This window comes from Streptomyces sp. NPDC006140 (assembly GCF_040628815.1).
GTDB lineage: Bacteria > Actinomycetota > Actinomycetes > Streptomycetales > Streptomycetaceae > Streptomyces.
In genome coordinates, this window is record NZ_JBEXTS010000009.1 from 209,371 (window position 1) to 230,615 (window position 21,245).

At 70.1% G+C, this 21,245-nt stretch carries 20 protein-coding genes and 1 riboswitch; of the genes, 8 read left to right on the plus strand and 12 right to left on the minus strand.

The window, feature by feature from the left end; genetic code table 11:
* Window positions 1-360: 360 nt before the first annotated feature.
* Window positions 361-1,431, minus strand: coding sequence for an SIS domain-containing protein (locus ABZ386_RS23845; RefSeq protein WP_358965775.1), 1,071 nt, complete (start codon window positions 1,429-1,431; stop codon window positions 361-363).
* Window positions 1,432-1,724: 293 nt separating this feature from the next.
* Between ABZ386_RS23845 and nagB the strand changes: the two genes are divergently transcribed.
* Window positions 1,725-2,510: a glucosamine-6-phosphate deaminase gene (gene nagB, locus ABZ386_RS23850; RefSeq protein ID WP_355716696.1), complete on the plus strand. Its 786-nt coding sequence runs from the start codon at window positions 1,725-1,727 to the stop codon at window positions 2,508-2,510.
* Here nagB and ABZ386_RS23855 read toward each other — a convergent pair.
* From ABZ386_RS23855 to ABZ386_RS23880, 6 genes are all read right to left on the minus strand, one after another.
* Window positions 2,507-3,052: a hypothetical protein gene (locus ABZ386_RS23855; protein ID WP_351342292.1), complete on the minus strand. Its 546-nt coding sequence runs from the start codon at window positions 3,050-3,052 to the stop codon at window positions 2,507-2,509. The genes nagB and ABZ386_RS23855 overlap by 4 nt on opposite strands.
* Window positions 3,049-3,297, minus strand: a complete 249-nt coding sequence (locus ABZ386_RS23860; protein ID WP_114255227.1) for a helix-turn-helix transcriptional regulator — start codon at window positions 3,295-3,297, stop codon at window positions 3,049-3,051. Before ABZ386_RS23860 ends, ABZ386_RS23855 begins: the two co-directional genes overlap by 4 nt.
* Window positions 3,298-3,356: 59 nt before the next feature.
* Window positions 3,357-4,895 (minus strand): glycoside hydrolase family 3 protein, encoded by a 1,539-nt coding sequence (locus ABZ386_RS23865; protein ID WP_356501910.1) that lies wholly within the window; start codon window positions 4,893-4,895, stop codon window positions 3,357-3,359.
* A 9-nt stretch (window positions 4,896-4,904) separates the two neighbouring features.
* Complete coding sequence (locus ABZ386_RS23870; protein WP_355716704.1) at window positions 4,905-5,744, minus strand: carbohydrate ABC transporter permease; 840 nt, start codon at window positions 5,742-5,744, stop codon at window positions 4,905-4,907.
* Window positions 5,741-6,727 carry a sugar ABC transporter permease gene (locus tag ABZ386_RS23875; RefSeq protein WP_351342285.1) on the minus strand — a complete coding sequence of 329 codons (987 nt, stop codon included), beginning with the start codon at window positions 6,725-6,727 and terminating at the stop codon, window positions 5,741-5,743. Before ABZ386_RS23875 ends, ABZ386_RS23870 begins: the two co-directional genes overlap by 4 nt.
* A gap of 69 nt (window positions 6,728-6,796) precedes the next feature.
* Window positions 6,797-8,080 (minus strand): extracellular solute-binding protein, encoded by a 1,284-nt coding sequence (locus tag ABZ386_RS23880; RefSeq protein WP_358965777.1) that lies wholly within the window; start codon window positions 8,078-8,080, stop codon window positions 6,797-6,799.
* Window positions 8,081-8,369: 289 nt separating this feature from the next.
* On the opposite strand from ABZ386_RS23880, the gene ABZ386_RS23885 reads away from it, so the two are divergent.
* The 6 genes from ABZ386_RS23885 (at window position 8,370) to ABZ386_RS23910 (ending at window position 15,435) form a co-directional block, all read left to right on the plus strand.
* A complete protein-coding gene (locus ABZ386_RS23885; RefSeq protein ID WP_351342281.1) occupies window positions 8,370-9,134 on the plus strand; it encodes a GntR family transcriptional regulator in 765 nt (254 codons plus the stop codon).
* Between the two features lie 123 nt (window positions 9,135-9,257).
* The gene (locus ABZ386_RS23890; protein ID WP_351342279.1) at window positions 9,258-9,512 is read left to right on the plus strand and encodes a DUF3311 domain-containing protein; all 255 of its coding nucleotides are present in this window, start codon (window positions 9,258-9,260) and stop codon (window positions 9,510-9,512) included.
* Entirely contained in the window at window positions 9,509-11,137 is a 1,629-nt protein-coding gene (gene mctP / locus ABZ386_RS23895) for a monocarboxylate uptake permease MctP (RefSeq protein ID WP_351342277.1), read from the plus strand. The genes ABZ386_RS23890 and mctP overlap by 4 nt, the downstream gene beginning before the upstream one ends.
* 100 nt (window positions 11,138-11,237) lie before the next feature.
* Window positions 11,238-11,744 carry a GNAT family N-acetyltransferase gene (locus tag ABZ386_RS23900; protein ID WP_351342275.1) on the plus strand — a complete coding sequence of 169 codons (507 nt, stop codon included), beginning with the start codon at window positions 11,238-11,240 and terminating at the stop codon, window positions 11,742-11,744.
* Between the two features lie 78 nt (window positions 11,745-11,822).
* Window positions 11,823-11,905: riboswitch (cobalamin riboswitch) on the plus strand.
* A 144-nt stretch (window positions 11,906-12,049) separates the two neighbouring features.
* Window positions 12,050-14,425 (plus strand): ribonucleoside-diphosphate reductase subunit alpha, encoded by a 2,376-nt coding sequence (locus tag ABZ386_RS23905; protein WP_358965779.1) that lies wholly within the window; start codon window positions 12,050-12,052, stop codon window positions 14,423-14,425.
* A complete protein-coding gene (locus ABZ386_RS23910; protein ID WP_351342271.1) occupies window positions 14,425-15,435 on the plus strand; it encodes a ribonucleotide-diphosphate reductase subunit beta in 1,011 nt (336 codons plus the stop codon). Before ABZ386_RS23905 ends, ABZ386_RS23910 begins: the two co-directional genes overlap by 1 nt.
* Here the strand turns inward: ABZ386_RS23910 and ABZ386_RS23915 are convergent.
* On the minus strand, window positions 15,348-15,590 hold the full coding sequence (locus ABZ386_RS23915; protein ID WP_351342270.1) for a hypothetical protein: 243 nt from the start codon (window positions 15,588-15,590) through the stop codon (window positions 15,348-15,350). The two genes, ABZ386_RS23910 and ABZ386_RS23915, sit on opposite strands and share 88 nt — an antisense overlap.
* Before the next feature lie 93 nt (window positions 15,591-15,683).
* Between ABZ386_RS23915 and ABZ386_RS23920 the strand changes: the two genes are divergently transcribed.
* Window positions 15,684-16,646 carry a helix-turn-helix domain-containing protein gene (locus tag ABZ386_RS23920; protein ID WP_114255216.1) on the plus strand — a complete coding sequence of 321 codons (963 nt, stop codon included), beginning with the start codon at window positions 15,684-15,686 and terminating at the stop codon, window positions 16,644-16,646.
* A 14-nt stretch (window positions 16,647-16,660) separates the two neighbouring features.
* Here the strand turns inward: ABZ386_RS23920 and ABZ386_RS23925 are convergent, their stop codons facing one another.
* From ABZ386_RS23925 to ABZ386_RS23940, 4 genes are all read right to left on the minus strand, one after another.
* The gene (locus tag ABZ386_RS23925) at window positions 16,661-18,031 is read right to left on the minus strand and encodes a cytochrome P450 (protein ID WP_351342267.1); all 1,371 of its coding nucleotides are present in this window, start codon (window positions 18,029-18,031) and stop codon (window positions 16,661-16,663) included.
* A complete protein-coding gene (gene cyc1, locus ABZ386_RS23930; protein WP_351342265.1) occupies window positions 18,028-19,113 on the minus strand; it encodes an epi-isozizaene synthase in 1,086 nt (361 codons plus the stop codon). Before cyc1 ends, ABZ386_RS23925 begins: the two co-directional genes overlap by 4 nt.
* A 295-nt stretch (window positions 19,114-19,408) precedes the next feature.
* Window positions 19,409-20,059 carry a peptide deformylase gene (gene def, locus ABZ386_RS23935; RefSeq protein WP_114255213.1) on the minus strand — a complete coding sequence of 217 codons (651 nt, stop codon included), beginning with the start codon at window positions 20,057-20,059 and terminating at the stop codon, window positions 19,409-19,411.
* Window positions 20,060-20,191: 132 nt separating this feature from the next.
* Window positions 20,192-21,172 (minus strand): hypothetical protein, encoded by a 981-nt coding sequence (locus ABZ386_RS23940; RefSeq protein WP_351342603.1) that lies wholly within the window; start codon window positions 21,170-21,172, stop codon window positions 20,192-20,194.
* Between the last annotated feature and the right edge of the window lie 73 nt (window positions 21,173-21,245).

Here is a 21,245-nt window from a genome sequence, read left to right on the forward strand (position 1 = left end):
GCCTGAGAGGGACCCTCAACCCTCCCGGCACCGCAGCCCGGAGCAGTATCGGCCGTGGGGTGTGCGGTCCCGGTCGGCCGAAGGATGAGGAGCCGGGGCAGTCAGGGCAGAGAGCCTCGGTTCCTCGGTCCGTCCTCCTGTGCGGGGAGGACGGAGGCTGGTGCGCGCTGTGCACGCGCTCTCGTTACGCATTGTGGACTAGACCACTCGGGGTGTCCATGCGTTGGAGGCTGTTCGTTGTTGTTATTTCCGCGACGCGTCGGACGCACGAGCGTCCAGCACGCAGCCTAACCCGTGTGGGTTCCTGTGCGGGGCCGGATGGGGAGGGCAATTTCCGCGACCGCCGTCGGCGCGCGGGTTTCAGTGGGTCTTTGTCACCTTCGCCAGGGCGCGGGGGGCGTCCGGGTCCTGGCCGCGGGCGATGGTCACCTCGTAGGCCAGGAGTTGGAGGGGGATGATCTCCAGGACGGGCTGGACCTCCTCGGCCACGTCCCGCGTCGGCAGCACGAAACCGGCCGACGCCTGTTCGACCTGGCTCCCGGGGCCGATGACGACGAGGTCGGCGCCGCGGCCGCGCAGCCGGTCCAGCACGGGCTGGAGCGCTGCGCCGCCCTTGCCGTCGGTCACCACGGCGATGACCGGGGAGACGTTGTCGACCATGGCGAGGGGCCCGTGCAGCAGGTCGGCGCCGGAGTAGGACAGGGCCGGGATGTAGCTGGTCTCCATCAGCTTCAGCGCGGCTTCCTTGGCCGTGGGGTAGCCGTAGCCGCGTGAGGTGATCACCATGCGCTCGGCGAAGCGGTACCGGGCGGCGAGCGCGCGCACCTCGTCCTGCCGGGCGAGCAGGCCGGCGGCGAGGTCCGGCAGGACGTGCGCGGCTGCTCCGTCGCCGCCGCGCAGGCCCTCCACGAACAGGTACAGCGCGAGGAGGGAGGCGGTGTAGGTCTTGGTCGCGGGGAGGGCCTTCTCGGGTCCGGCCATGATGTCGATGTGGTACTCGGAGACGTCCGCGAGCGGTGAGTCCGGGTGGTTGGTGACGGCCAGCGTGATCGCGCCGGCCTCGCGGGCGGCCCGGGTCGAGGCGACCAGGTCCGGGGAGCCGCCGGACTGGCTGACGGTGACGACGAGGACGTCGGTGAGGTCGGGCCGGGCGCCGTAGGCCGTGGTGGTGGACATCGAGGTGAGTCCGCACGGCAGGCCGAGCCGGATCTCCAGGAGGTACTTGGCGTACAGGGCGGCGTTGTCGGAGGTGCCGCGGGCGGTCAGCAGGACGAAGCGGGGCCTGCGGGCGGCGATCCGCCGGGCCACGTCCCGGATCGCGGGGGCGCCGTCGGCCAGGATCCGGCGCAGGACGGCGGGCTGCTCCGCCATCTCGCCGGCCATGATCCGGCCGGGGAGGTCGCTGAGGGGCTCCGGGGTGGCGGCGGTCATGGCGGGGTCCTTCCGGGCGCGGGTCGGTGCGGGTCGTGCGGGTCGTGCGGGTCGTGCGGGTCGTGCGGGTCGTGCGGGTTCCATTTCACTCCCCCGGGCCGTGGAACGCCCAGGTCCGGGCGGTGCTGTTCACCGTCCGGAGACCTGGTCGGCACGGCGTCGCCGTCTGCCCGGGAGGGGCGGCCGGCACCCTGGGAGGGCGGCCCCCGCTCTGTTAGATTGGTCTAAACCACACGGCCCCTCCCCGGGTCCCCGTCCCAGTCGAGCACTCCTCTCAGATCGGCAGGCCCAGCGTGGAAGTTGTCATCGTTCCGGACGCCAAGGCGGGCGGCGAGCTCGTCGCCGAGGCCATGGCCCAGCTGCTCCGGCGCAAGCCCGACGCCCTGCTCGGCGTGGCCACCGGCTCCACGCCGCTGCCCGTGTACGAGGCGCTGGCGGCGAAGGTGCGTTCCGGTGCCGTCGACGTCGGGCGGGCGCGGATCGCCCAGCTCGACGAGTACGTGGGGCTGCCCGCCGACCATCCGGAGTCCTACCGCTCGGTGCTGCGGCGCGAGGTGCTGGAGCCGCTCGGCATCGGGATGGACCGGTTCACGGGCCCGGACGGCACGGCCGAGGACGTGCCGGGGGCGTGCGAGGCGTACGACAAGGCGCTCGCGAACGCCGGCGGTGTGGATCTGCAACTGCTCGGGATCGGGACCGACGGGCACATAGGGTTCAACGAGCCGTGCTCGTCGCTGGCGTCGCGGACGCGGATCAAGACGCTGACCGAGCAGACCCGGATCGACAACGCGCGCTTCTTCGACGGCGACATCGACCAGGTGCCGCACCACGTGATCACGCAGGGCATCGGCACCATCCTGGAGGCCCGGCACCTGGTGCTGCTCGCCACCGGCGAGGGCAAGGCGGACGCGGTCGCGGCGACGGTGGAAGGACCGGTCGCCGCGGTGTGCCCCGCGTCCGCGCTCCAGCTCCACCCGCACGCGACCGTCGTCGCCGACGAGGCCGCCGCGTCGAAGCTGAAGCTCGCGGACTACTTCCGGCACACGTACGCCAACAAGCCGGACTGGCAGGGCATCTAGCCCTCCACGGCCCCGGTCGTCAGGACGTCGTCGTCGGCCGGGTCGTCCTCGGCCAGCCAGCCGGCCACCCACAGGGGCATCACCCAGTGGGTGACGAGGACGGCGATGAGCAGGGGCGCCGCGTAGGCCCTCGGGGCGTCGCCGGCGACGCCGCCCGTGATCAGCAGGGTGACCGCCGCCGCGGCCAGCAGCAGGGTCGTCACGCGGTGGGCCCGGGCCAGGACGCGGCTGCGTTCGGCCGACTGCCGCTCGTCCAGGACGTGGGCGCGCAGCTCCAGCAGGCCCCGGGTGGCGCCGTTGATCACGCCGGTCGCGACCATCCAGGGGAGCAGCAGCACCGCCATCACGGCGATGGCCCACAGCGGTTCGCCCTCGGCGAGGAAGAGGTGGGTCATCAGGCCGCCGATGGCCACCGTGAGCGTGACGTGCGCGGCGACGGCCAGCCGGCGGCGGGCCGCCGTGGCGTACCAGGCCGCCCCGCGGCGGTCGTTCATCAGCCGCAGCATGCTCCGGTCGTAGCGGGTCAGGCGCGTCGTCGTCATGGCTGGTTCCTCCCGTAGACCTCGTCCGTGAGCGGCCGGAACGGTTCGAGGGAGAACAGGGCCTCGACCGGCAGTCCGAAGAACTTCGCGATCCTCAGCGCCAGGTCGAGGCTCGGGTTGTACTGCCCCCGCTCGATGTAGCCGATGGTCTGGTAGTGGGCTCCCACTGCCTCGGCCAGGCTCTGGCGCGACACCTTCCGTTCGGCGCGCACCACGGCCAACCTGTTGTGAACCTGCTCGCTCATGTATAAGAAGTACTACATTCGGATGCAGCCTTACAACCCCATGGGATCTCGGCTGGTTCTTACAGCCCCGTGACTCCGGCGATCACCTCGGCCGCCGCCCGGCCGCAGACGCGGGCCGCGCCGTGGGTGGCGATGTGCAGGGCGCCGCGCGGGGCGGCCTGCGGGACTCCCATCTCGACGACGATCGTGTCGGGGCGGGCGGCCAGCAGGGCGTCGAGGGCAGAGGCCATCCAGGGGTGGCGGTGCTCGTCCCGGACGACGGCCACGATGCGGCGGGCACCGGCCGCTTGCAGGGCCGCCCGTCCGGCGCTCCGTCCGGCCTCGCTCTCCGTGCCGTCCCCGGCGGAGAAGCTGCCGGTCACCGTGCCCGGCAGGAGGTGGATGAGTTCCGCGGCGACGCCCCACGGGGTCTCGTCGCCGACCGCGATGTTGGCGACGGGGGTGAGGGCGGCGACGTAGGGCGGTTCGGTGAGGGCGGTGAAGGCCCCCGGGCCGCCGAGTCCCGGTGCGGGGGTCACCGTGAGGGCGCGGCGGGCGGCCTCCAGGCCGATCTCGCCGCCGGGTGTGTCCCCGGGTGGGCGGCCCGCCGAGCCGGCCCAGCCGGCCAGGGCCCGGACGCGCTCGGCCGCGTCGGCGAGGCGTTCCTCGGGGAGTTCGCCCGCGCGGACCGCCGCGACCAGGGCGTCCCGCAGGCGCAGCACGATCGCGTCGTCGGCCAGGCCGCCGCCGACGCAGATCGCGTCGGCGCCCGCGGCGATGGCGAGGACGCTGCCGCGTTCGATGCCGTAGGTGCCGGCGATGGCGCGCATCTCCATGCCGTCGGTGACGATGAGGCCGTCGTAGCCGAGTTCGCCGCGCAGCAGCCCGGTGAGGATGCGGCGGGAGAGCGTGGCGGGGCGGTCGGGGTCCAGGGCCGGGACCAGGATGTGGGCGCTCATCACGGCCCGGGTGCCGGCGGCGATGGCCGCGCGGAACGGGGCGAGTTCGCGCTCGGCGAGCACGTCCGCGGGGACGTCGATGCGCGGCAGGGCGTGGTGGGAGTCGACGGCCGTGTCGCCGTGGCCCGGGAAGTGCTTGGTGCAGGCGGCGACTCCGGCGGACTGCAGGCCCGTGACGTAGGCGGCGGTGTGCCGGGCGGCCAGGCCGGTGTCGGCGCCGAAGGAGCGGACGCCGATGACGGGGTTGGCGGGGTTGGAGTTCACGTCGGCGGACGGGGCCCAGTCGAGGTTCACGCCGCAGGCCGCGAGACGCCGGCCCAGTTCGTGGGCGACCTGGTGGGTCAGCTCCACGTCGTCGACCGCGCCGAGGGCGTGGTTGCCCGGGAAGGAGGAGCCGGACCGCACCTCCAGGCGGGTCACGTCGCCGCCCTCCTCGTCGATCGCGACGAGGACGTCGTCGCGCTCGGCCCGCAGTTGGGCGGTCAGCGCGGCGAGTTGGGCAGGTGAGGCGATGTTGCGGCCGAACAGTCCGACGGAGGCGAGTCCCTCACCGAGGCGGCGCAGCAGCCAGTCGGGGGCGGTGGTGCCGGTGAAGCCGGGCTGGAGGACGGTGAGGGCGTCGCGGGTGAGTGTGTCGGTGCCGCTGGCGAGTGTCGTCATCGGGTGGGGTCATCCCTTCACGGCGCCCGCGGTCAGGCCCGCGGCCATCTTGCGCTGGACGAGGAGGAACAGGGCGACGATCGGCACGGCCATCATCGTGGCTCCGGCCATCATCGGGGCGTATTCGGTGCCGTGCTTGGTGGTGAAGTTGCCGAGCCAGACGGTCGCGGTCTGGTTCTTCTGGCTGAGGAGCATGAGGGCGTACAGGTACTCGTTCCAGGCCTGGATGAAGCCGTAGACCGAGGTGGCGACCATGCCGGGGGCCAGGAGCGGGAAGACGACCCGCAGGAAGGCGCCGGTGCGGGAGCAGCCGTCGACCATGGCCGCCTCCTCCAGTTCCTTCGGGATGTTGACGATGAAGCCCCTGAGCGTCCAGACCGTGAACGGCAGGATGAAGGTCAGGTACGTGATGATGAGGCCGGTGAGCCGGTCGTACTGGCCGAGGTCGTTGAGCAGCAGGAACACCGGGATGATCATGGCGACCAGGGGGACCATCTGGACGGCCAGGATCCCGACGATCACGATCTTGCGGCCGCGGAAGGCGAACCGGGAGATGGCGAGCGCGGCCAGCAGCCCGACGGCCATGCCGATGACGACCACCGCCAGCGACACCACCAGGCTGCGCCCCACCGGGCCCCAGAAGTCGGCGATGTCCAGCGCCCGGCCGAAGTTGGCGAGGGTGAGGCCGGTCGGCAGCAGGCTCGGGTCGGGGTCGATGGCGTCCTCGGCGGGCTTGAACGCGGTGTTGAGCATCCAGTAGAGCGGGAAGCCCGCGGTGACGAAGACGAGGAGCCCGAGGAGGTTCCACCAGAGCTTCGGTGCCCGGCGGCCCGTCAGGGTGCTGCTCATTCGACCTCTCCGATCTTCAGCATCTGACGCATGTAGACGGCGACCACGCCGAGCAGCAGCAGGACGGTGATCAGCGCGATGGCCGAGCCCTGTGCGTAGTCGTTGACGACGAAGGCACGGTCGTAGGAATAGGTGTTGAGGACCTGGAACTCCGGCTCGGGGTGGCCGCCCCGCATGACGAACACCTGGGGGAAGACGCCCATGTCCCAGATGACCGACAGGGTCGTGAGCATCACGATGATCGGCTTGAGGACGGGCAGGGTGACATAGCGGAAGACGCCCCAGGAGCCGGCGCCGTCGAGGCGGGCTGCCTCCTCCAGTTCCTTCGGGACCTGGGTGAGGCCCGCGCTGAGCGTGATGACCACGAACGGCACGGCGCCCCACACCACCAGCAGCATGATCACGGCGAGGCCCTCGGGGCCGCTGGCGAACCAGTTGTGGCCGATCATGTCGACGCCGGGCACCTTGCTGAGCAGGGCATTGAAGACGCCGTAGTCCGAGTCGAAGAGCCACTTGAAGACCGTGGTCGCCACGATCACCGGCATGCCCCAGCTGGCCACCAGCACGATGTTGATGAGCACCTTCAGCCAGCCGGAGACCCGCTGCAGCAGCAGGGCGAGGGCCATGCCGATCACCATCGTGAAGACGACTGCCCCGGTCGCGAAGACGACCGTGCGCACGACGACGGCCCAGAACTCGCCGTCGCCGAGCACCTTGGCGAAGTTGTCGAAGCCGACCGACTCGGCCGGCTGGAAGCCCCACAGCTGGGACTGCCCGAACTTCTGGAAGGACAGCGTGACCAGGCGGGCCAGCGGATAGCCCATGACCAAGGCCAGGATCGCCAGGCAGGGCGCGAGCAGCAGCCAGGGGACCGCGGCACCGCCCGACGGCCGGCTCACCCGTGGCAGCTCATCGGCGGGAGGTGGCGGTGCCTGCCGCGGTGGCGGCACCTTGGCGGGAAGGTGGGTGTCTGCGGCACTCATCGCGCGCTCCTCGGCGGTCCCTCAGGTCTTGACGACGGCGGGGCTCCGCGTGGGAACCCCGCCCGTAGGTCACTTGGTGTTGATGACCTTGTCGATCGCGGCGTCCGCCTCCTTGGCGGCGGCCTCGACGGACTTCTTGCCGGTGCCGATGCTCTGCAGCATGGTCTGCAGGATCTGCGCCTTCTCGACCTGGCCCCAGCCGGGGGCCATCGGGACGAACCAGTTGGACTCGGCCGCGGTGGCCGGGACCGCCGTCTTCGGGTCGTTCTTCAGCGTCGCGAGGTCGGTCTTGTTGTTGGGCAGGTTGCCCTTGGCCATCAGGCCCTTCTGCCCGGAGGAACCGGTGAACGCGTTGATCCACTCGGCGGCCAGGGCCTGCGCGTCGGACTTCACCGGCACGGCGAGGTCGGAGCCGCCCAGGAAGACGGGCATGTTCTTGCCGGACGGGCCGGGCATCACGAAGTTCTCGAGGTTGCCCTTGAGCTTGCCGGTCTTGTCGTTCTTCGGGTCCTCGGCGGTCGCGCCCTCCCAGGCGGCGGCGAAGATCATGGCGGACTTGCCCTGGCCGTAGACGATGTACCGGTCGGACTCGTCCTTGGTCTTGTCGCCGTGCATGTACGTGTCGACGACGTTCTTGAACTCCTTGAGGCCCTTGAGGGACTCGGGCGAGGAGAGCGAGGCCTTCCACTGGCCGCCCGTCTCGGTGGCGATGGCGCCGCCGGCGTCGTAGACGAAGGACATGGCCGCGTACCAGTCGCGGGTGGGCTGGTACCAGGCGCTGAACTTGTCGCCCTGCTTCTGCTGGATCTTGTCCAGGGCGGCCGTCAGTTCCTGGTACGTCTTCGGGGGCGTCTTCACGCCGACCGAGGCCGCGAGGTCCTTGCGCCAGTTGGCGACGCGGCCGCCGGCGTAGTACGGGACGCCGTAGGTCTTGTCCTCGTAGGTCACCGAGGCCTTGAGGCCGTCCAGCCAGGCGGAGGAGTTGTCGAACTTCGCCGGGTCCAGTGGGGCGAAGGCGCCCTTGACCATGTAGCCGAGCATCTCGGTGTTGCCCATCTCGACCACGTCGGGGGCCTTGTCCGTGGCCAGGACGGCGTCGAGCTTGGCGTTCTTGTCGGGCCAGCCGTAGTACTCGTGGTTGATCTTCAGGCCGGGGTGCTTCTTCTTCACCGCGTCGTCGGCGGCCTTCACCAGCTCCGGCCAGTTGTTCTGCGCGTCGACGGTGAGCCAGACGGTCAGCTCCTTGGCGTCCGCGCCGCCCTTGCCCGAACCCCCGCCGCCCTCGCCCCCGCACGCCGCGATGGAGACCATCATGCCCGCGATACCGATCGCGGCTGTCAGCTTGCGCTTCACGCCACCCTCCTCAGGGATGCCCACCCAGCCCGCCGGGCCTGGACCAATGGTGTAGACCAGTACGGGGAGCTTGGACCAGACCAGAAAGCCTGTCAAGGGTCCCGAGACGGCGCTGACCAGCCGTTATGCGACCTACATATGCAGGAACCTTTAAGTAAGAACCCAGCGAAAACCCGGCCGGGCACGGCATACTGCGGGTAGACCACAGCAACGGGTGGACTAGACCAAAAGAGGCGCCGACGGTATACAGGTGGGATCGTGTCGGCGGACCGAGCCGGGAAGGCGGAGCATGAGCACCGACGTCAGCAGTGCGGAGAACGAGAGCGGGGCACCCGTCCGTACCGCACGCGTGCCCAAGTACTACCGCCTGAAGAAGCACCTGCTCGACATGACGGAGACCCAGACGCCCGGCACGCCGGTCCCGCCCGAGCGCACGCTCGCGGCGGAGTTCGACACCTCGCGCACGACCGTGCGCCAGGCGCTGCAGGAACTGGTCGTCGAGGGCCGGCTGGAGCGCATCCAGGGCAAGGGCACGTTCGTCGCCAAGCCGAAGGTCTCCCAGGCCCTGCAACTGACCTCGTACACCGAGGACATGCGCGCCCAGGGCCTCGAACCCACCTCGCAGCTGCTGGACATCGGCTACATCACCGCCGACGACCGGCTCGCCGGCCTGCTCGACATCACGCCGGGCGGACGCGTGCTGCGCATCGAGCGGCTGCGCATGGCCAACGGCGAGCCGATGGCCATCGAGACCACCCACCTCAGCGCGAAGCGCTTCCCCGCCCTGCGCCGCTCCCTCGCGAAGTACACGTCCCTCTACACGGCACTCGCCGAGGTCTACGACGTCCATCTCGCCGAGGCCGAGGAGACCATCGAGACGTCCCTGGCCACTCCGCGCGAGGCCGGCCTGCTCGGCACGGACGTGGGCCTGCCGATGCTGATGCTGTCCCGGCACTCGCTGGACCGGGAGGGCGGGCCGGTGGAGTGGGTGCGGTCGGTCTACCGGGGCGACCGGTACAAGTTCGTGGCCCGTCTGAAGCGGCCTCAGGAGTAGCGGACCGGCGGCGCGTTTCTTTTGGATACCGCATTACGGACGAGGGGTTCCGCTGTCGGCACACCCTGACCTAGATTGCCTGCGCATTACACAGGTGATCACTTGAGGGGACGGAGCCGCCTGATGTCGCAAGCCCCAGAAGCCAGCAGAGGGCCGGTGGTGACGCCGACGCGCGTCGTCATCGCCCTCTGTCTCATAGCGCCCTTCGTGGCCATGCTGTGGGTCGGCTCGTACGCCAAGACCGACCCGGCCTTCATCGGCATCCCGTTCTTCTACTGGTACCAGATGGCGTGGGTGCTGATCTCCACCGCGCTGACGATGATCGCCTACAAGCTGTGGCAGCGTGACCAGCGCGCCCGTCGGGGAGGTACGCGGTGAAGGACGGCGTGAACGGCGTCGCGCTCGCCGTCTTCATCTTCTTCTTCCTGCTCGTCACGGTCATGGGCTTCCTGGCCGCGCGCTGGCGCAAGGCCGAGAACGAGCACAGCCTCGACGAGTGGGGCCTGGGCGGCCGCTCCTTCGGCACCTGGATCACCTGGTTCCTGCTCGGCGGCGACCTGTACACGGCCTACACCTTCGTCGCCGTCCCCGCGGCGATCTACGCGGCGGGCGCGGCCGGCTTCTTCGCGGTGCCCTACACGATCCTCGTGTACCCGCTGATCTTCACGTTCCTGCCCCGCCTGTGGTCGGTCTCCCACAAGCACGGCTACGTGACGACCTCCGACTTCGTGCGCGGCCGCTTCGGCTCCAAGGGCCTCTCCCTGGCGGTGGCGCTGACCGGCATCCTCGCGACCATGCCGTACATCGCGCTCCAACTGGTCGGCATCCAGGCCGTGCTGGACGTGATGGGCGTCGGCGGCGGCGAGAACACCAACTGGTTCATCAAGGATCTGCCGCTGCTGATCGCGTTCGGCGTGCTGGCGGCCTACACGTACTCGTCGGGTCTGCGGGCGCCCGCGCTGATCGCGTTCGTGAAGGACACGCTGATCTACATCGTCATCGCGGTGGCGATCATCTACATCCCGATCAAGCTGGGCGGCTTCGACGACATCTTCGCCAAGGCGAGCGAGGCGTACGGCCAGACCAACCCGGCGACGGGCGCGCCGCGCGGTGCGCTGGTGCCGCCGGAGGCGGGCCAGTGGACGTACGCCACCCTGGCGTTGGGCTCCGCCCTGGCCCTGTTCATGTACCCGCACTCCATCACGGCGACGCTGTCCTCCAAGAGCCGTGAGGTGATCCGCCGCAACACCACGATCCTGCCGCTGTACTCGCTGATGCTGGGCCTGCTCGCGCTGCTCGGCTTCATGGCGATCGCGGCCGGGATCAAGGTGCAGAACGGGCAGCTGGCGATTCCGCAGCTGTTCGAGACGATGTTCCCGGACTGGTTCGCGGGCGTCGCGTTCGCGGCGATCGGCATCGGCGCGCTGGTGCCGGCGGCCATCATGTCCATCGCGGCGGCGAACCTCTTCACGCGCAACATCTACAAGGACTTCATCAAGCCGGACGCGACGCCCGCGCAGGAGACCAAGGTCTCCAAGCTGGTGTCCCTGCTGGTGAAGGTGGGCGCGCTGGCCTTCGTCCTCACCATGGACAAGACGGTCGCCATCAACTTCCAGCTGCTGGGCGGCATCTGGATCCTGCAGACCTTCCCGGCCCTGGTCGGCGGCCTGTTCACGCGCTGGTTCCACCGCTGGGCGCTGCTCGCGGGCTGGGCGGTCGGCATGATCTACGGCACGGTCGCCGCGTACGGCGTCGCCTCGCCGACCCAGAAGCACTTCGGCGGCTCCTCCAAGGAGATCCCCGGCATCGGCGAGATCGGCTACATCGGCCTCACGGCGTTCGTCCTGAACCTGGTGGTGACGGTGGTCCTGACCTTCGTCCTCAAGGCCCTGAAGGCCCCCGACGGCATCGACGAGACCAAGCCGGAGGACTACACGGCCGACGCGGGCGACCCCGGGGTGCAGGTGGAACTCCCGCCTGCCACCGCCGGTTCCGCGCACTGACTCAGGGGCGCGGGGAACTGCGCGAACAACCACACACAACCCCGGACCGGGCCGCCGTGATCAAGAACCACGGCGGCCCGTTGTCGTACACACTTCCGCCATGGACCTTCTCATCCGCCCCGCCGAACCCACCGAGTACGAAGCGCTCGGCGACATCACCGCCCACGCCTACCTCCAGGACGGCCTCCTCGACTTCGGTGAGAGCGACGAGTACCTCCACGAACTGAGGGACGTCGCCAAACGGGCAGCCGCCGCCGAGGTCCTGGTCGCGCTCCGGGGCGGCGAACTGCTCGGCGGCGTCACCTTCGTACCGTCCGGCGGCCCCATGGCCGACATAGCCCGCCCCGGCGAGGCCGAGATCCGCATGCTCGCCGTTTCCCACCGGGCCCGCGGGCAGGGCGCCGGCGAGGCCCTGGTCCGCTCCTGCATCGACCGGGCACGGGCCACGGAGGGCTGCGTCCGGATCGTGCTCTCGACCCAGCGGACCATGCACTCCGCCCACCGCATCTACGAACGCCTGGGCTTCGTCCGCACTCCGCAGCGGGACTGGAACCCGCTCCCGCACCTGGACGACATCACGCTGCTCACTTACGAGTTGACGCTCTGAAGTCATCCACGACACAACATATAGGGGCGCGATCCTCACCCGGCACAAGATGTATGCTCATGCTCGCTGTCGCCGCAGGGGAATCCGGTGCGAATCCGGAACTGTCCCGCAACGGTGTACCCATGCCCGTTTATGCGTGCATGGGCGTCAGTCCGAGGACCTGCCGACAGCGCGCCCGGCCACCCGGCCGGTGTGCCTGACGTCCGGGCCTCGTGGAATGGGCCGGTGGACGCGACGCCGCGTGCGCTCGTGTGCTGCCCCCTGCCCTCGGCGAGGCCCCCCTGCCGAGCGAGGGAGAGCCCCACGTGACCATCGCGCCAGCCGATCCGGTCTCAGCCGCCGAAGAGACCGCCGAAGAAGCCGCCGGGGAAGCGCACGACGCTCCCGGTGCCGCGCTGCTGCGGACCCTGACCGAGCTGACCGCCGACCTCCCCGACGCCGACCCCGGCCGGGTCGCCGCCGCCGCGCTGCGCGGCCGGTCCGCGCAGGCGGACGAGACGGAGTTGCGCGAGCTGGCGACGGAGGCGGCCGCCGGCCTCATCTCCGAGGACCCCGCCTACTCCCGGCTGGCCGCCCGGCTGCTGACCATCGGCATCCGCGAGGAGGCCGCCTCCCAGGGCGTCACGTCCTTCACCGAGTCCGTGGCGGTCGGCCACCGCGAGGGCCTCATCGCCGACCGCACCGCCGAGTTCGTCCGGCTGCACGCGGCCCGGCTCGACGCCCTGATCGACACCGCCGCCGACGACCGCTTCGGCTACTTCGGCCTGCGCACGCTGCACAGCCGCTACCTGCTCCGGCACCCGATCACCCGCAAGGTGATCGAGACGCCCCAGCACTTCCTGCTGCGCGTGGCGAGCGGCCTCGCCGAGGACGACACCGCACGGGCCGTGGACGAAGTCGCCGCGCTCTATGGGCTCATGAGCCGTCTCGACTACCTTCCGTCCTCCCCCACGCTCTTCAACTCCGGCACCCGGCACCCCCAGATGTCGTCCTGCTACCTCCTCGACTCCCCCAAGGACGAGCTGGACTCCATCTACGACCGCTACCACCAGGTCGCCCGCCTGTCGAAGCACGCCGGCGGCATCGGCATCGCCTACTCCCGCATCCGTGCCCGGGGTTCGCTGATCCGCGGCACGAACGGACACTCCAACGGCATCGTCCCGTTCCTGAAGACCCTGGACGCCTCGGTCGCCGCCGTGAACCAGGGCGGCCGCCGCAAGGGCGCCGCCGCCGTCTACCTGGAGACCTGGCACTCCGACATCGAGGAGTTCCTGGAGCTGCGCGACAACACCGGCGAGGACGCCCGGCGCACGCACAACCTGAACCTGGCGCACTGGGTGCCGGACGAGTTCATGCGCCGCGTGAACGCCGACGCGCAGTGGTCGCTGTTCTCCCCCGCGGACGTGCCCGAGCTGGTCGACCTGTGGGGTGAGGAGTTCGACACCGCCTACCGGGCCGCCGAGGCGAAGGGTCTCGCGAAGAAGACGCTGCCCGCGCGCGAGCTGTACGGCCGGATGATGCGCACCCTCGCGCAGACCGGCAACGGCTGGATGACCTTCAAGGACGCCGCCAACCGCACCGCCAACCAGACGGCCGAGCCGGGCCACGTCGTCCACTCCTCCAACCTCTGCACGGAGATCCTGGAGGTCACCAGCGACGGCGAGACGGCGGTCTGCAACCTGGGCTCGGTCAACCTCGGCGCGTTCGTGAGCGGCGGGGACATCGACTGGGAGCGCCTGGACGAGACCGTCCGCACGGCCGTGACGTTCCTCGACCGGGTCGTCGACATCAACTTCTACCCGACCGAGCAGGCGGGCCGCTCCAACGCCCGCTGGCGCCCGGTCGGCCTCGGCGCCATGGGCCTGCAGGACGTCTTCTTCAAGCTGCGCCTGCCCTTCGACTCGCCCGAGGCGAAGGCCCTGTCCACCCGCATCGCCGAGCGGATCATGCTCGCCGCGTACGAGGCCTCCGCGGACCTCGCCGAGCGCAACGGCCCGCTCCCGGCCTGGGAGAAGACCCGCACGGCCCGGGGCGTGCTGCACCCCGACCACTACGACGTGGAGCTGACCTGGCCGGAGCGCTGGGCGGCCCTGCGCGAGCGGATCGCCACGACCGGCATGCGCAACTCCCTGCTCCTCGCCATCGCCCCCACGGCGACGATCGCGTCGATCGCGGGCGTGTACGAGTGCATCGAGCCGCAGGTGTCCAACCTGTTCAAGCGCGAGACGCTGTCGGGCGAGTTCCTCCAGGTCAACTCCTACCTGGTGGAGGAGCTGAAGCGGCTCGGCGTGTGGGACGCCCGCACCCGGGAGGCCCTGCGCGAGGCCAACGGCTCGGTGCAGGGCTTCGCCTGGCTCCCCGGGGACGTCCGCGCGCTCTACCGGACGGCCTGGGAGATCCCGCAGCGCGGCCTGATCGACATGGCGGCGGCCAGGACCCCGTTCCTGGACCAGTCCCAGTCCCTGAACCTCTTCCTGGAGACGCCGACCATCGGCAAGCTCTCCTCGATGTACGCCTACGCCTGGAAGTCCGGGCTGAAGACGACGTACTACCTGCGCTCGCGCCCGGCGACCCGCATCGCCCGCGCCGCCCAGGCCGCTGTCCCCGTGCAGGCCACCCCGGACCCCGACGCGGTCGCCTGCTCCCTGGAAAACCCCGAGTCCTGCGAGGCCTGCCAGTAATGCCCAGCAACCAGAATCTCCTCGACCCCGGCTTCGAGCTGACGCTCCGCCCCATGCGCTACCCGGACTTCTACGAGCGCTACCGGGACGCCATCAAGAACACCTGGACCGTGGAGGAGGTCGACCTCCACTCGGACGTCGCCGACCTCGCCAAGCTGTCCCCCGCCGAGCAGCACCTGATCGGCCGGCTGGTCGCGTTCTTCGCCACCGGCGACTCGATCGTCGCGAACAACCTGGTGCTGACGCTGTACAAGCACATCAACTCCCCCGAGGCGCGGCTGTACCTGAGCCGCCAGCTCTTCGAGGAGGCCGTGCACGTCCAGTTCTATCTGACGCTGCTCGACACCTACCTGCCCGACCCGGAGGACCGGGCGGCGGCCTTCGCGGCGGTGGAGAACATCCCGTCCATCCGGGAGAAGGCGGAGTTCTGCTTCAAGTGGATGGACTCGGTGGAGCAGCTCGACCGGCTGGAGTCCCAGGCCGACCGCCGCCGCTTCCTGCTCAACCTGATCTGCTTCGCCGCGTGCATCGAGGGCCTGTTCTTCTACGGCGCCTTCGCCTACGTGTACTGGTTCCGCAGCCGGGGCCTGCTGCACGGCCTGGCCACCGGCACCAACTGGGTGTTCCGCGACGAGACCATGCACATGTCGTTCGCGTTCGACGTGGTCGACACCGTCCGCAAGGAGGAGCCGGAGCTGTTCGACGACCGGCTCCAGCAGGAGGTGACGGACATGCTCCGCGAGGCCGTCGAGGCCGAGCTGCAGTTCGCGCGCGACCTGTGCGGTGACGGCCTCCCGGGCATGAACACCGAGTCGATGCGGCAGTACCTGGAGTGCGTCGCCGACCAGCGGCTGACCCGCCTGGGCTTCGCTCCGGTGTACGGCTCGGAGAACCCCTTCTCCTTCATGGAGCTCCAGGGGGTTCAGGAGCTGACCAACTTCTTCGAGCGGCGGCCCTCCGCGTACCAGGTGGCGGTGGAGGGCACCGTCGACCTGGACGAGGACTTCTGAGCCGGTCCGCTCTGCCGGGCCTCCTGGGCCTCCCGGATCTGCCGGTCGATGCGCCGGTCGCGCACGATGCCGAGCACGGACGGGAGGACCAGGAGGACCAGCGTCCCGAGTACGAAGACCATGGCGATGAGTGTCTGAGTCTGGTTCGTGTCCATGGACACCACTGTCGCGCCGGATGGTCCTTACCGTCAGTGGCAGTACTGCCGTAGACCCTCGAATTACTGCCACGGGCGGTGCACACTGGAGGCATGCTCCAGAACGTGGCCGCCGTCCTGCTGCACGGCGTGAACCCCTTCGAACTCGGCGTGGTGTGCGAGGTCTTCGGCACCGACCGCAGCGACGACGGCCTGCCGGTGTACGACTTCGCCGTCGCCTCGGCCGAGGGCCCCGCCCTGCGCATGACCTCGGGCTTCTCCCTGCGGGTCGAGCACGGCCTGGAGCGGCTGGAGACGGCCGATCTGATCGCCGTGCCGGCCGGGCACAGCTACGCGACCAGGGACTTCCCGCCGGACCTGCTGGCCGCCCTGCGGCGCGGGGTGGACCGCGGGGCCCGGGTGCTCAGCGTCTGCTCCGGCGCCTACGTGCTGGCCGCGGCCGGGCTGCTGGACGGGCGGCGCTGCGCCGTGCACTGGAAGCACGCGGAGGACCTCGCCCGGCAGTACCCGCGCGCGGTCGTCGAGCCGGACGTGCTCTACGTCGACGAGGACCCGGTGATCACCTCCGCCGGCACGGCCGCCGGCATCGACGCCTGCCTGCACCTGGTGCGCAAGGAACAGGGCTCCGAGGTCGCCAACAAGATCGCCCGGCGGATGGTGGTGCCCCCGCACCGCGACGGCGGCCAGGCCCAGTACATCGAGCGTCCGCTGCCGCTCCCCGAGGCCGACACGATCGGCGAGCTGCTGGCCTGGCTGGAGCGGCACCTCGACGAGGAGGTCACCGTCGAGCAGCTGGCCGCCCGGGCCCACATGTCCCCGCGCACCTTCGCCCGCCGCTTCCAGCAGGAGACCGGGACGACTCCCTACCGCTGGGTCCTGCGCCAGCGCGTGCTGCTGGCCCAGCGGCTGCTGGAGGCGACGGACGAGACGATGGACGCGATCGCCGGTCGAACGGGGTTCGGCAACGCGGCCGCGCTGCGCCACCACTTCGTCCGGGCCGTGGGCACGACACCGAACGCCTACCGGCGGACCTTCAGAGGCCCCGAAGCGGCCTGACGATCACCGGGTGGTCACCTCGGCACCGGCCGCAGCAGCAGCTGGTGCGGCCGGAGCGTGATGCCGACGCGCGTGCCGTCGTTCGAGCCCGGCACCTGCTCGAAGCGGTACTTCGTGGCCAGGGCCGCCGTGATCAGCGTCAGCTGGGCCATCGAGAAGTGGTCGCTCGGGCACTTGCGGTTGCCGGTGCTGAACGGGCTCATGGCGTGCTTCGGGATGTCCTTGACCCGGTCCGGAAGCCAGCGGTCCGGGTCGAACTCCAGGTGCCGGTCGTACGACTTCGGGTCGCGCTGGATCGCGTACGGGCTGTAGATGATGTCCGCCCCGGCCGGAATGCGGTAACCGCCGAGTTCCGTGTCCCGCACCGCCCGGCGCGTCAGAATCCAGACGGCCGGGCTCAAACGCATGGACTCGACGACGACATTGTTGGTGTGCCGGAGTCCTCGGACGTCTGCAAATGCCACCGGCCGCCCACCGGTGACTGCTTCCACTTCGTCGCGCACCCGGTCTGCCTGTTCAGGGTGTTCCGCGAGCATATGCAGCAGCCACATGATCGTGGAGGCCACGGTTTCGCTGCCGGGGGTGAGGATCGCGACGACCTGATCGTGGATCTCCTGTTCCCCGATGGGATCGCCATTCTCGTCCTTCGCCTCCAGCAATGCCGTCAGCAAATCGTCCGGCTTTTGACCGGATGCGCGGCGCTCGGCGACGATCTCGTCGACCAGGAGATGCAAATCGGCCAATGCCCGGTTGAATTCACGGTTGGCCGGGAGCGGCAGCCTGTACAGCGGTCCCAGCGGGACCACCATCCGCCGGTACATGCCGCGGAAGACCGTGGCGAGCGCGACGCACAGCCGCTCCGCCCGCTCGTCCATGTAGTCGCCGCGCAGCAGGCAGCGGGCCGCGATGCGCACGGCCACCCGGAAGGACTCGGAGGTGCAGTCGATGGTCTCGCCGGGCTTCCAGCGCTCGGTCAGCGCGTGCGCCTCCTCCTCCATGATCGGCCCGTAGGCGGGGATGGCGTCGAGCCGGAAGGCGGGCTGGATGGTGCGCCGCTGGCGCCGGTGGCGCGGGCCGTTCGCCGTGGCCACGCCCTCCTTGCCGAGCAGGCCCTCCAGGGACTCCCACAGCGGCCCGGCGATGATGAAGTCGTTGCTCAGCGCCAGCGCGCCGGTCAGCGCCGGGGTGGTGACGGCGTGGACCGTCTTCGGGCCGAGCTTCAGCCGGACCACCTCGCCGTGGTCGCGCAGCCGGGACATGAACGCCAGCGGGTCGCGCACCAGCCTCCAGCCGTGGCCGAGGACGGGGACCCCGCCGCCCGCCCGGGGCGGCTCGCGCAGCTCCCGGACCAGAGGTGCCTCGGGCTTCACAGACTCGACGGTCATTTCTCACCTGCCGCTTCGTTGTTGACGTACGGGGGCGTGGACCGGTCGTCCCAGCTGTCGACCATGTACCGGCCGGACTCGTGGTGGAACCAGTAGACCGAACTGAACCAGTTGCGCATATTGCTCAGGCAGGCCCGCACGGCGGTGCTCAGTTCCTTTCCGCGCACGGTGCCGTCGGCGAGGCCGTCGGCGAACCTCAATGCCTCCCGCTCGATGTCGAGGAATTCCTTGATGCATTCCTCGACGCGCTGCCTGACTTCCGCGACCGCCTGTTCCAGGGTCAGCCCCTCATGGGTGATGAGACTGATTCCCAGATTGTGCACCTCGTCGCCCGCTAATTCCTTGGGAAGCGAGCAGAGGTCGTTGTACCAGGCGGCGAATTCCTGACTCAGCAGCGCCGCCCGGCGGTATGCCGGGTTTTTCCGCACCGCCTCCGGGAGTTCGCACCCGGCGGTCGGTTCCAGCAGATCCGTCCAGATCCAGTGCGCGAAAGTGAGCCGGCGCAGACTGAGGTATTCCTCGACCGTCGGCACGATGCCGTGGGTGCGGTTGTGGAACTCGCGGTCATAGGCGTCGATCACCGCGTGGAAGTGCCGGGCGAAGCGGAGGTTCCACGTCTCCGGCAGGAACGCGTACAGCCGCAGCACGCTGTCGGCGAACCCCGCGACCAGTGGGTCCTCGTGGTGCAGGTGCTCCTCGGGAGAATCGAGGGCCGTGTGCAGCCGGTCCCGCAGCCGCCGCCAGGCGACCGGACGGCCGTGCACGATGTCCCGGTCGTGGCGGTCGTCCCAGACGAAGAACCAGGCGCTGTAGTCGGCGATCGCCTGCATCACCTCGTCGGAGGCGCCGATGTAGTACCCCGCCATGAGGTCCGTGTAGCACAGGCCGTCGGCATATTCCTCCACCTTGTCCGCGGGCATGAGCCGTTTTTCCAGGAGCCAGGCCCGGGTCTTCTCCTGGCACTTCGGCCAATACGGGTGGAGTTGCCGGGGAAACGCCGCCTCGATCACCGGTAGAGAGAGCGACGGTGGTACTGCGATCGTGGTCGGTGCCGATGTGGTGCCGTGTGACAAAGCATGCACGAACTAACCCCTCTCAGCCGCCAGTTGGCGCGGGCGCCCCTCCCTTCGTGCCGGGCGTGCGCCGTTGCATACCCCGCTCATCCCATTCAGCACTACAACTGACCGTTCTGGGAACGCATTTGCTTCATTCACTACCCCACAGTGCCGGGATCCTCCCGTTGTGTGACTGGTACGGGATCATCAGGAGAGCAGAAGCGATCGAACGTGCGACGGACAGGCGAACGGCACAGACGAACGGCGCCTGTTCAGGGTGGGAAACCCGAACAGACGCCGTGTGCCTGGTGAGGCTGGGGTCTCAGTCGTTCGCGACCACGGGGTAGCGGGGCTCGTTCTCGGCCATCTGCCGCAGCGCGTCCTTGCGCTCGCGCTTGGAGAGCCGGTCGATGTACAGGTATCCGTACAGGTGGTCGGTCTCGTGCTGCAAACACCGAGCGAAGTATCCGGTGCCGCGCACCTTGATCGGGTTGCCCTGTTCGTCCTGCCCGGTGACCTCGGCGTAGTCGGGCCGGGCGAGCGGCGCGTACGCGGTCGGCACCGACAGGCAGCCCTCGTTGCTGTCGTCGAGCCGGCGCTTCTCGGCGGGCAGCTCGACGAGCTTGGGGTTGCAGACGACACCGGTGTGCCGCACGCCCTCGTCGTCCGGGCAGTCGTAGACGAAGACCTTCGCGTCGACGCCGATCTGGTTGGCGGCCAGGCCCACACCCTCGGCGGTGCGCTGGCTGGCGAACATGTCCGCGACGAGCTGCTGGAGCTCCTCGCCGAAGTCGGTGACGTCCTTGCACTCCTTGTGCAGCACCGGGTTCCCGACCACCGTGATCGGCCGCGAGGTCCCCCGCTCCCGCCAGGCCGCCTCGCGCTCCTCGCAGTCCTCCGTGTCGATCACGTACCCCTCGTCATCGACGGGGAGCACGCCCGCGCGCTGCTGATCGGTGTCCTGCTGAGCCATGACGTCCGTACGCCTTCCTGAAACTGACCGGGCTGAGATGCTGATACAGGTTACGCGGGTGTCGGACGCCGATTCCTGGGGGCGCGGGGAACTGCGCGACCGGCCCCGACGGCCCGGCGCCCGGCAACGGCGCTAACAGACCTCTTCCAGATCCCGCCAATCCCGGGAATCCGGACTGTCGGCCACCCACCCGTCCAGCAACCCCCGAACCAGCGAAGCCGGCGCAGCCAGCCCGCACTCCCGCTCGGGAACCCACAGCTGCCCGTCCGTCCGATGCCCCAGCGGCCCGGGATGCCCCGGCTCACTGTGATCGTGCGGATCCAGATGCTCCCCGTCCCCTTCGTCCGACGGCATCCGCGACTCCGAGCACATCCGGCACAGCAACCGCACCGAAGAGGACCAGTCCTCCGCGGCGAACCCGGCGTCCGCGGCCAGCTGCTCCAGCGCGTCCCGGTCCGACTCCGTCGCGGCCTCCAGCAGCACCACCCAGGTCGGCACCGGAGACGGCGCCCACAGCTCGATCTCGTCGAAGACCGGGTACGTGTGCCCGGCGGCCGTGGTCCGCTCCCCGTGCGGCACCCCGTCGTGCAGCACGACCTCGCCCCAGCGCCGCCCCGACGACGGCAGCGGGATCGACAGCACCTCGATCCGCGCGGGATCCAGCCGCCGCCCCCACACGACCTCGGCCTCACCCTCCGGGGACAGCCGCACGGCCGCGCTGCCGAGGTCCATGCCGACGGGCTCGCCGGAGTCGTTGGCCGCGCCCGGCACCCGCAGCCCGTAGGCCTGCCAGGCGCGCCGGGCCAGCGGCCAGTCCTGCAGGGCGGTGGCGGCGATGCCGACGTTCCACCAGTCGGGCGCCCCGGCGTCCCGGTCGAGCAGCGCCACGGCCCTCAGGCCCGCGGCCCGCGCCTGCTCCCAGTCGTGCCGGAACTTGTGCAGCAGGGCGAGGTTGAACCAGGACTCGGACAGCCAGGGCTCGAGGTCGGCGGCACGTGTCAGCAGTGCGCCCGCGTCCTCGTACCGGCCGTCGCCGATGAGCGTGAACGCCCGGTCTGTGGCCTGCCGCCAGGAGGCGGAGGGCCGGTGCCGTCCCTTGCCGAAGATCCTCACGATTCCCTGCCAGTTCCGTGCGGTGGGCTGGCCGTAGCCGTGCTTCGAGCCCCCGGACACCTTCTCCTTCGCA